The sequence below is a fragment of the Streptomyces sp. NPDC030143 genome (assembly GCF_055573695.1).
Genome location: NZ_JBVIAY010000018.1, coordinates 24,898 through 35,009 on the forward strand (window position 1 = coordinate 24,898; position 10,112 = coordinate 35,009).

The 10,112-nt window shown below is 70.6% G+C and carries 8 protein-coding genes and 1 pseudogene; 6 read left to right on the forward strand and 3 right to left on the reverse strand.

Annotated features, from left to right (window positions below):
- Nucleotides 1-11 precede the first annotated feature (11 nt).
- Together ACZ4YY_RS27260 and ACZ4YY_RS27265 are read right to left on the reverse strand one after the other, a co-directional pair.
- On the reverse strand, nucleotides 12-1,364 hold the full coding sequence (locus tag ACZ4YY_RS27260; protein ID WP_468295580.1) for an ABC transporter substrate-binding protein: 1,353 nt from the start codon (nucleotides 1,362-1,364) through the stop codon (nucleotides 12-14).
- Nucleotides 1,365-1,511: 147 nt separating this feature from the next.
- Entirely contained in the window at nucleotides 1,512-2,531 is a 1,020-nt protein-coding gene (locus ACZ4YY_RS27265) for a LacI family DNA-binding transcriptional regulator (RefSeq protein ID WP_468295583.1), read from the reverse strand.
- 181 nt (nucleotides 2,532-2,712) lie between these two features.
- Here ACZ4YY_RS27265 and ACZ4YY_RS27270 point away from each other — a divergent pair, with 181 nt between their 5' ends.
- Nucleotides 2,713-4,062 carry a glycoside hydrolase family protein gene (locus tag ACZ4YY_RS27270; RefSeq protein WP_468295586.1) on the forward strand — a complete coding sequence of 450 codons (1,350 nt, stop codon included), beginning with the start codon at nucleotides 2,713-2,715 and terminating at the stop codon, nucleotides 4,060-4,062.
- 65 nt (nucleotides 4,063-4,127) lie between these two features.
- On the opposite strand, the gene ACZ4YY_RS27275 is transcribed toward ACZ4YY_RS27270, so the two are convergent.
- Nucleotides 4,128-6,098, reverse strand: coding sequence for a glycoside hydrolase family 97 protein (locus tag ACZ4YY_RS27275; protein ID WP_468295589.1), 1,971 nt, complete (start codon nucleotides 6,096-6,098; stop codon nucleotides 4,128-4,130).
- A 347-nt stretch (nucleotides 6,099-6,445) separates the two neighbouring features.
- On the opposite strand from ACZ4YY_RS27275, the gene ACZ4YY_RS27280 reads away from it, so the two are divergent.
- From ACZ4YY_RS27280 to ACZ4YY_RS27300, 5 genes and pseudogenes are all read left to right on the forward strand, one after another.
- The gene (locus tag ACZ4YY_RS27280) at nucleotides 6,446-6,781 is read left to right on the forward strand and encodes an ArsR/SmtB family transcription factor (RefSeq protein WP_468295593.1); all 336 of its coding nucleotides are present in this window, start codon (nucleotides 6,446-6,448) and stop codon (nucleotides 6,779-6,781) included.
- A complete protein-coding gene (locus ACZ4YY_RS27285) occupies nucleotides 6,781-7,506 on the forward strand; it encodes a cation efflux transmembrane domain-containing protein (RefSeq protein ID WP_468295598.1) in 726 nt (241 codons plus the stop codon). The genes ACZ4YY_RS27280 and ACZ4YY_RS27285 overlap by 1 nt, the downstream gene beginning before the upstream one ends.
- Before the next feature lie 237 nt (nucleotides 7,507-7,743).
- Nucleotides 7,744-8,022, forward strand: a pseudogene (gene tpg, locus ACZ4YY_RS27290) (telomere-protecting terminal protein Tpg); the annotation flags it as partial.
- Between the two features lie 955 nt (nucleotides 8,023-8,977).
- Entirely contained in the window at nucleotides 8,978-9,439 is a 462-nt protein-coding gene (locus tag ACZ4YY_RS27295; protein ID WP_468295910.1) for an SPW repeat protein, read from the forward strand.
- A 60-nt stretch (nucleotides 9,440-9,499) separates the two neighbouring features.
- On the forward strand, nucleotides 9,500-10,112 hold a 613-nt coding region (locus tag ACZ4YY_RS27300), incomplete at its 3' end, for a PRC-barrel domain-containing protein (protein WP_468295604.1).

Below are 10,112 nucleotides of genomic sequence, written 5' to 3' on the forward strand. Positions count from 1 at the left end.
GCCGATGAGTCCTACGGGATCTTGTAGCCGGCGTTGTCGGAGAAGTCCCGGTCGATGGCGCGGGCGGCCTTCTCCAGCTCACTCTTGGGGTCGGCGCCGCCGTAGATGGAGTTGAGGGCGTTGCTGAACTCGGCGGTGATGGTGGGGTATCCGGCGGTGACCGGACGGGTGACGGCGACGCAGGACTTGGTGATGTCGCTGTCGCCGCAGGGCTTGGCGAGCTGGTCGGCGAAGAGCTGCAGCGGGCCGCCCTGCCGGTACAGGGGGCTCTTGGCCAGGGCGGTCCTGGTGGCGGGCGCCGCGCCGTTGGCCGTCGTCATGGCCGTCACGTTGGCGTCGTTGAGGAGGTAGTCGAGGAAGGCGCCGGCGGCCTTGGCGTTCTTGGTGGCGGCGCCGATGCCCCAGGCCCAGGAACCCTGGCCGGTCTTGGGTCCGTTGCCGAAGTCGGGCAGCGGCAGGACGACGAGGTCGTCGCCGAGGGCCTTGCTGTAGGCCGGGTACATCCAGTGGCCGACCCAGCTGAGTGCGACACGGCCCTTGGCGAAGGCGTTGCCGTCGGTGTTGGGGTCGACGTAGGGCTTCCAGGACTGGAAGGTCTTCATCGCGGAGACCACGGCCGGGCTGTCCAGGGCGCCTTCGGCCTTGCCGTCCTTCAGCAGCGAGCCGCCGGCGGACCAGACGACGGGGGCGAAGCCGTAGGTGCCCCACTCGTTGTTGTAGCCGCCGGTCTCCTGCAGATCGAGGACCTTGCCGTCGGAGTCCTTGGCCTTGAGGGCCTTGAGCGCGGCGGTGAACCCGTCCGCGGTCCAGTCGTCGGACAGGCCGGTGGGGTACTTCACGCCGGCGGCGTCCAGGAGCCTCTTGTTGCCGTACATGCCGAGCCCCGAGTCGTACATGCCCAGTCCGTAGAGCTTGCCGCCTGTCTCGCCCTGCGCCTTGCCGGCGTCGGTGGCGTTGGCCGTCGTCCGGGAGGACACGTAGGAGTCGATCGGGGCGAGCTTCCCGTTGTAGACGAAGTTCGCCATGGTCGGGCCGTCGAACTCCATCACGTCCGGCAGCTTGGAGGCGTCGGTGGCGGTGATGGTCTTGGTGTAGTCGTTTCCGGGGATCAGCTTCAGCTCGACCTTGACGTTCTTCTGCGAGGAGTTGAAGGACGCCACCGCGTTCTGCAGTGCCGCGTCCTCGCTCTTCTGGCCCTGGTGGGCCCACACGCTGATGGTGCCCGTGCCGCTGCCCGCCTCGGCGGAGGCGTCGGTGCCGCTGCCGCTGCCGCCTCCGCCGCAGGCGGCCAGCGCGGCCAGGGGCAGGGCGAGGGCGAGGCCGGTGCAGGCTGTGCGGCGGTACCTCGTGCTGTGTACGTCCATGGATCGGTGCCTCCGTGCGTCAGGGCAGGGTGAGGGTGCGAACTGCTGGGGCTTGTGCAGCGTGGGGTTCAGGGGCCCGCTGACCCGCGCGGGACCGCGGGCGGGCAGGCGTTGCCGCGGGTCTGTGCGGGCCGCGGCGCGCAGGCGCTACTGCGGTCCGCGCGGAGCCGGCGGGGCGGTGGTGTCGCGCAGGACGAGGCGGATGGGCATCTGCACGTGCTCGGGCGTGTCGGCGTCCGGCTCGTCCAGCTGCCGCAACAGCAGGCGGGCGGCCTCGGCGCCCTGGCCGGCGACCGGCTGTGCGACGGTGGTCAGCCCGATCACGTCGGCGAGTTCGTGGTCGTCGAAGCCCACGATGGACACGTCGTCGGGCACCCTGAGCCGGTGGCGGCGCAGGGCTCGCAGCGCGCCCATCGCCATCTCGTCGGACTGGGCGAACACGGCGGTCGGCGGGCGGGAGGCGGCGAGGAGCTCGGTCATGGCCCGCTCGCCGCCCTCGACGGTGTAGTCGCCGTCCGCCTCCAGCGCCGGATCGTGCGCGATCCCGGCGTCGGCCAGCACGTCCAGGTACGCCTGGCGGCGGTCGACGGGGGTGGTCCAGTGCAGCGGCTCGCTGGCCCCGGAGATCATGCCGATCCTGCGATGGCCGAGGTTGGCCAGGTGCCGTACGGCGCTTTCCGCGCCGGCCCGGTCGTCGATGCCGACGACGGTGAAGCCCTCCCGCGCCACGCCTACGGTGCTGGCCAGGGGCACCCCTAGGGAGCGCAGCGCGGCGGCCTCCTCCTCGTCGGGGATCAGCAGGCAGAGCACGGCGTCCACCCGCTTGCGCGCCGGCAGCTTGGTGAAGAAACGCTTGCGCGCCTCCGGCGAGCCCAGGTTGTACAGCAGCACGTCGTAGCCGGCGGCGCTGAACACCTTCTCCGCCGCGTCGAGCACGGTGCCGAAGAACCAGCGGCCGATGTACGGGGCGATGACCCCGATGGTGAAGGTGCGCCCGCTGGCCAGGCTGGAGGCCGAGCGGGAGGCGGTGTAGCCGAGCCGGGCGGCGACGGCCGCGATCTGGGCCCGTACCTCGTCGGACACGCCCGGCTGGCCGCGCAGGGCGCGGGACACGGTGGACGCGGAGACTCCGGCGGCGCGGGCGACATCGGTGATGCTGACCGTCACGGCGCACTTCCTCCCGTTGGTTTCACGCTGGTGTGATCTGTGGGTGACGTGACCGTAAACCCGGCCCACTTGTTGCGCAAGCGTTTGCGTTCATATTTACTTGGGCCGATTTCCAAGTGAGACCTTGCTAGCCATTGTTCAGCGCACGCGTTTGGGTGCTGTGAGCCGACAGGAACTGTGCATGCGATACGCCCCGCCCGGCCTCGTGGTGAACGACTTCGCCGTCCTGCGCGACGACGACGGCACGTACGCGGTGCTGCACCTGCAGGGCCCTTGGACGGACGAGTTCGACCACCTGCGGATGGAGACCTCCTACGGCCGGGCCACCTCCACCGACCTGGTCGACTGGCAGCCCGCGGGCACCTCCTTCGGCACCGGGCTGCCCGGCCGCTTCGACCATCAGGCCGTGTGGACGATGCACCCGATCCGCCACGGCGACGGCACGGCGATGTTCTACACCGGGGTGAGCGGGCTGACGGAGGACGGCTGGCCGTTGCAGTCCGTCGGCCTTGCGTACTCCGACCGCACCGACGGCACCGGCTGGCGGCGTCACGGCACGGCCCCCGTCGTCGAGGCCGACGCCCGCTGGTACCGCACCGGGGAACGGATGGGCTGGCGCGACCCCTTCGTCGTCCCGGACGACGAGGGCGAGGGCTGGGTCATGGTCGTCTGCGCGGCCGACGCCTCCCTGCCCGTCGAGGCCGGCGGCTGCGTCGCCTGGGCCACCTCCGACGACCTCGAGCACTGGACCGTGCACCCGCCGCTCATCTCACCGGGCGACGTCGACGAGCTGGAGTGCCCGGTCCTGGAACGCCTCGACGACGGAAGCTGGCTGCTGCTCGGCTCGATCGGCGCCACCCGCGGCTTCGAGGCGTGGACGGCGCCCCGCCTGCGCGGCCCCTGGACCCGCCGCGGCCCCCTCGGTCCGACCGGTTCCTACGCCCCCCGGATCATCGCGGCGCCCGACGGTTCCCGCGTCGTCGTGCACACCACCCCCCGACGCGTCGGCCTCACCGACACCGGCGACCGCTGCCGCGGCATGCTCGCCCAGCCCAAGCTCCTCGTCATATCGCCGGACGGGGCGCCCCGCCTGGAATGGTGGCCGGGCCTGAACGCGTGGCTCGGTGAGGAGACCGACCAGCCCGTTCTGCACGCGGTCGGCGACCTCGAGGTATCCGGCCCCGTCGAGATCACTCTGCGCACCGCCGCCCCAGGCGGCGACGAGCCCGCTCTCGTCGTCGGCTGCGACGGCAGGAACCTCTGGGTGACCGGTCCGGACGGCACCCGGCTCGGTGCGACGGTCCTGACCGAACCCGCCACCACCTTGAGGATCCTGACCATCGGTGAGTACGTCGAGGTCTACGCCGACGGCGTCTTCGCACTCACCACGCTGTGCTACTCCGGCCACCCCGCCCGGTGGACCACCGTCACGGAAGGCCGCGCCCGGCCCCTCACGGTCCGCCCGATCCGCCTGCCCGACCCCGGCCGCGACGACGCCTCGGCCGTCTGGCCCGGCCCGTCCTCCCGCTGAACCCCACCCCTCAGGGGCTCGACGAGGAGCGCGCCCGGACCGGGCGGCATGCGTTCCGCCTGCGATCAGCTCGGCTTCAGGATGATCGCCTGACCGCCGGACGGGGCCATCGCCACGTCCAGCGCGGTCGCCGATGTCATGGTCCGGGTGCTGACCACGACCGGGGTCTGGTAGGCGCTCGTGCCCGGAGTGCCGTCGGCGTACACGGTCGCCGTGTAGGTGCCGGATCCCAGGAAGGACAGCGGCACGGACAGTGTCCGGGCCGACTCGTCGGTCATCGCGCCGAGGAACCAGGTGGAACCGCTGCGGCGGGCGACCGCGATGTACTCACCGATCGAACCGGTCAGAGTCCTGCTCTCGTCCCATGTGGTGGGGACGGCGTTGAACCAGGGCAGTCCGGGCCAGTTCGCGGTGCTGGCGTACTTGGACAGGTTGTTGTCGTACCAGAAGAGGAAGTTGAGCGGCTGGTAGTAGACGGCGGCCATGGCCATCTGGTGTGCGTTGGTGGTCCTGTTGCGGGACTGGCCGTAGCAGATGGTGTAGTCCATCGGTCCGCCGATGTTGCGGGCGAACTGCAGGGTGACGTTGTGCGAGGCGGGCGGGAAGTTCTCGTTGCCGCGGACGCCCTCCAGGCTGATGTAGTTGGGGTAGGTGCGCTCGTAGCCGAACGGGCGGACGTCGTCGTGCATGTCGATCAGCAGCTGATACTTGGCGGCGGTCCTGGCCCAACCGGTGAGCAGGTTGGTCATGGCCTGGGTGCCGTCGTTGATGAAGCCGAGCTTGATGCCGGAGACGCCCCAGCTCCTGTAGAGCGCGAACAGTGAGTCGGTGTCGGTGAGGGCGAGGCGGTTGACGTACAGGAAGACGCCGATGTTCTTGCTCCTGGCATAAGAGATCACCTGGGGCATGTCGATCGCGGCGATCGGTTTCGTCGCGTCGGGGGTGGTGAACTCGGGGCCGTACCAGCCGGCGTCGTACTCGATGTAGTCGATGCCGCGGGCCACGGCGAAGTCGACACCCGCTGTGCCGGCGGCGGTGGTGAGCTCGCAGCGGAAGACCTTGCCCGGCTTGATCCACGAGGTGTCGGCGATGGCGCCGGGCGAGGCCAGGTTCAGTACGAGCTCGGCGTTGTCGACCAGTTCGGCGTGGGTGGAGCCCATCACGACCGCGCGCCACGGGGTGGCGAAGGGGGTGGTGACGGTGGCCGTCGTCGAGACCAGGCCGCTGCCCCGACCCGTGTGCTCCATCAGGAAGGCGGAGAGGGTGTTCGGCCGGCCAGAGACCGAGCTGAGCATCAGCCGGGGGAAGTTCAGCCGCGACGACTCGCAGATACAGGCGATGATCCCGCTGGAGAGGGTCGCCGTCAGCGGCAGGTCGGTCAGGGGGCCGTTGTCCGTGCCGGAGGTGCCGGTGACCGGGATCGCGTCGGGGGCGACCGGGTTGTAGAGGTTCTCGTCGCGGGCGCTGTAGACGGTCGTCCCGCTGGGGAAGACGAACGTCGTCAGCTCGTCGGAGACGACGGCGGTGCCGGTGTCGAGCAGTACGTACCGGAGGGCCGCACCGGAGTCGTAGGCGCGGGCCTGGACGCTGAAGCGGACGCCCGAGGCGTTGTCCTGGAGGTTCCAGCGCTGTTCCTGGTAGTTGTCCGCGATGGTGCTGTTGCGGCCGTAGACCGGGGACCAGGTGCCGGCCTTGGTCCAGTGCTGGTTGATCGTCACCGTCGTGTCGTTGCCGAGCGTGGTGCCGTTGCTCAGCCTGATGCCGAGGGTCGAGGTGTCGATCACCGTCTTGCCGTCACGGCTGGCGGACCACCGGAGTGCTCCGCCCATCAGCGACAGGACGATCTGCGTCCTGCCGTTGGGCGAGGTCGCCTTGACCTGGGCGTCCGCCGCGTAGGCGGGCTGCAGGGCCCCGATGCCGGCCGTGGCCGCCCCGGCGGTGACGATCATTCCCTTGAGCATCCCTCTGCGGGAGACGGAGGCGGGGTGTTCGGCTCTGCCCGCGGCGGTCTCTCCCTGCTCGCCTGCACTTCTCATCGGACCCTGTTCCCTCGAGGACGGCACGACAGCGGACCTGCATCTGGACAGAACTCTTCAGTAACGAACGTTGGAAGATGTTGGAGGAGTTTCGGCCCTGGGTCAGTCGTGAGTCAACGAGGCGCCGTCGGCTTTGCCCGAAAGTGACGAGAGCGGTTCTCGCGCAGCCGCTTCTCGGCGTCCGCGATCGTCCGCCGCGCGCCGCTGCGCGAGCGGCGAGGCCGGAGCGCCGTTCCGTGGGAGCGCCGTTCCGTCGTCGGCGACGACGGCGTGCTCCACGGCGGCCCGGCCCGCCCCCGCACAGTTCATACTTTCCTGAATTCAGGATTCTCTGTAATGTCGTGGGTGTGCTGACCATCGCCCCCGAGGTCGAGGTGCTCGCGCGCTTCGGCCGCGCTCTCGCCGACCCCATCCGGTGCCAACTGCTGCTGGCTCTGCGGGAGATCCCCGCCTACCCCTCCGACCTCGCCGCGAGGATCGGCGTCTCCCGGACGCGGCTGTCGAACCATCTGGCCTGCCTGCGTGACTGCGGTCTGGTGGTCGCCGTCCCCGACGGCCGCCGCACCCGCTACGAACTCGCTGACGAACGCCTCGGACACGCCCTGGAGGATCTGCTCGCCGCCGTGGTCGCGGTCGAGTCGGACAGGACCTGCCCGGACGCCGCGACGGAGGGCTGCTGCTGATGACCGCGACATCCCTCGGACCGCCCCCCGCCCGCCGAGACGCGCTCACCCGCCGGATACGGCTGCTGGTCGCCGCGACGATCGCCTACAACGTCGTCGAGGCGATCGCCGCCCTCACCGCCGGGACCCTTGCCTCCTCCACCGCGCTGGTCGGCTTCGGACTGGACTCCGTCATCGAGGTCTCTTCCGCCGCCGCGGTCGCCTGGCAGTTCTCCGCCCGCGACCACGACGTCCGCGAGGCCCGGGAGAGGGTCACCCTGCGGATCATCGCCGTCTCCTTCTTCGCTCTCGCCGCCTACGTCAGTGCAGACGCCGTGCGCGCCCTGGCCGCCACCGGCGAAGCCGACCGCTCGATCCCCGGCATCGTGCTCGCCGCCCTGTCGCTGGCGGTCATGCCGTTCCTCTCCACGGCACAGCGCCGCGCCGGGCGGGAGCTCGGCTCCGCCAGTGCCGTCGCAGACTCCAAGCAGACCCTGTTGTGCACCTACCTCTCCGCCGTCCTCCTGGTCGGCCTCGTCCTGAACGCGACCCTCGGCTGGTCCTGGGCCGACCCGATCGCGGCCCTCGTCATCGCCGCCACAGCCGTCAAGGAAGGACGCGACGCGTGGCAGGGCAAGGGCTGCTGCGCACCGAGCGTCCCCTCCGACACCGGTGCCAGGAACCGGGGCCCGGCAGCCGACACCTGTGGCCCCGACAGGTCCTGCTGTTCCTCCGGCGGTTCGTGAGTCTTGTTGCCGCTCGCGGCCTTCGGCCTTCTGTCCGCGACGTCGAACCGTCCGTCGGCTCAGCCGGCCGTCGTGCAGGCGCTACGCGCGGGGCGGACGCTGGACGAGGTGGCCGCCGGTCGGCCCTGTGGGCCGAGGGAGTGCGCGCGAGGCACGACCAGGTCCTCGACCTCGCCCGCTACGTCGAGACCGGCGAGGTCACGTCAGGGACGACGGACAGTGAAGGGGCGCGAGCCGATGGACACGGCCGCAGACGGCCTCGACGCCGCCCTGCAGAAGGCGTTCACCCGCCCGGATCCCAAGAGCGCGGGCGCGCGGATGCGCTGCCTGGTCAGACAGCTCAAGGGCACCAGGGCGGTGGCCGAACTGCTGGGCATCACCCAGCGCACCGTCGAACGGTACGTCAAGGACCAGACCTGAAAGCCCCGTCCGGACCTCGCCCAGAGCATGGAGCGTGAGGTCGGCAAGCGGTGGCAGCCCCGGATCCGGGCCAAGGCCGAGCAGCAGGCGGCCACCTGCCGGCGTGATCGCCGCCGGACCGCCGGGCAGGGCGGCCGCGCGGCCGTCAGGGCGGCGGGCCACCTTCACTGACGCGGACCGGTGAAGTCGCCGTACTTCCTCGGGCACCTCGCGCGCGGACGCCTGCGGCTGCGGTCGTGAACTCCGCTATCACCTGCGGATGTTGGGCTCCTGCGAGCGTGCGGTCGCCGATGACGAGGGTGGGTGAGTCGCGAGGGACCGGACCTTGCCGGTCAGGAGGAGTTCACGACCGGGCTCAACGGCTCGTACGACGACGAGGGCGGCGCCCTCGAGGGCCGGGCCGGGCTCGGGACTCCCGGGCCCGGCCTGCTGCGCGGATTCGGGCAGGGTGCCGGTTCGAGCGGTGATGAGTCACTCGGCCGGATGCGGTCGGATGCGGGCGGATGTGCGCGGCACGGCGGGCCCGGGAGACGACGAGGCGCCCATTCTGTTGCCTCGTAAATCACTTTTGTGGTGATTCAAGCGGTTTTGCTCATGGGATGGCGGTTAGTCGAGGGGAGTACGCCCAGGCAGCGAGGCGGGCGTCGGTTCCGCGGCACACGGTCGACAGTGCGAACCGGTGCATGGAGCGGCACGGCATCCGCGCAGCGACTGAAGGAGGACACCACCCAGGCCGGCCGGCAGGTAGCCGAAGGGGTCGAGGACATGGCCGCCGAGGCGACCCTCACCCCCGGGCGACAAGCCGGACCAGTCACCCCACAGCCCGCAGTCCACGCAGCCCACGGCCGAGGAAGCGCGCGGGAAGACCCCAGCCTCGGACCGTGGGAACGCAGCCGCACCGGACGGACCGACGGCACGGAATCAGTCGGCCGTACGCCAGGTGTGCCGAACACACACCATCTCCTCCTCTCTTCGGATGTGATTCGCAGTGACATCACCGAGCTACGGGTCGGCCGGTTCGACCGGGTCGGCCGGTTCGACCGGGTCGACCATGGAGGCCCACCCGGACATCGTCGACATGCGCCAGCGCCACGCGATGGCCGAGCGCGCCGCAACGACCTCGAGGGCGCAAACCATCGAGGCCCTGGCACTGCTCACGGGCCTCTATCTCGCGGCATCGCCCTGGATCGTGGGGTTCACCGGCGGCAACTTCTCCCGTCTCGCCATCAACAACCTGATCGTGGGCATCGGCTACGCCCTGCTGATGAGCGGCGGCTTCGGCCGGGCCTACGACCGGTCGCACAGCATGGCCTGGGCTGCTTGCGCGCTGGGCGCGTGGACGATCATCGCGCCCTGGGTGGTGGCGGGGAACGTCGACACCACACGTACCGTCACCAACAACATCATCACAGGCGTGATAGCCCTGCTGCTCGCCCTCGCCGCCAGCGCCGCGGCCCGCTCGCGCAGTTCCCAAGGCGCGGCCGGGGGCGCATACGGCGGAGCCGGCCGCTGAACACCTGCCGGTTTCCGCGACGGGGGGAATACACGGCACCAACGAAGGAGCAACCCCCAGATGATCACCCGAGAGCAGATCCCCACCGTGCTGTCCCACCCGGTCTACGACACCAGCGGCGCCAAGATCGGCGAAGCCCGGCACGTCTTCCTCGACGACGTCACCGGCCAGCCGGAATGGGTCAGTGTGAAGACCGGCCTGTTCGGCACCAACGAGTCCTTCGTCCCCGTCGCCGACGCCTCGGTCGTGGAGGACCACCTCGAGGTGCCGTTCGCCAAGGACAAGGTCAAGGACGCGCCCAACGTGGATGTCGATGCCGGCGGCCACCTGTCCGAGCAGGAGGAACACCGCCTCTACGAGCACTACGGCATCGACTGGGACGCCGCCTGGCAGCAGTCGCAGACCGGCACCGGTCAGACCGCCGGGACCACCGACGACGACACGATGACGCGCTCCGACGAGATGCGCGCCGGCACCGGTCGGACCGCTGGGACCACCGACGACGCGATGACGCGCTCCGAGGAGGAGATGCACGTCGGCACCGAGCGCCGGGGGGGGGGGGGGGGGGGGGGGGGGAGGGAGGGGGGGGGAGGGGGGGGGGAGGGGGGAGGCACCAGCCTACCCCAAGAGGGCCGCGTCGAGGGGGGGGCGATGAAGGAAAACAACCACAGGG

Excerpts from the sequence above, each read along its gene's own strand:
- ACZ4YY_RS27285 (WP_468295598.1), top strand. The coding sequence starts at position 6,781 with ATGACCGCGACATCCCTCGGACCGCCCCCCGCCCGCCGAGACGCGCTC.
- ACZ4YY_RS27295 (WP_468295910.1), top strand. The coding sequence starts at position 8,978 with ATGGAGGCCCACCCGGACATCGTCGACATGCGCCAGCGCCACGCGATG.
- ACZ4YY_RS27260 (WP_468295580.1), bottom strand. The coding sequence starts at position 1,364 with ATGGACGTACACAGCACGAGGTACCGCCGCACAGCCTGCACCGGCCTC.
- ACZ4YY_RS27275 (WP_468295589.1), bottom strand. The coding sequence starts at position 6,098 with ATGAGAAGTGCAGGCGAGCAGGGAGAGACCGCCGCGGGCAGAGCCGAA.
- ACZ4YY_RS27270 (WP_468295586.1), top strand. The coding sequence starts at position 2,713 with ATGCGATACGCCCCGCCCGGCCTCGTGGTGAACGACTTCGCCGTCCTG.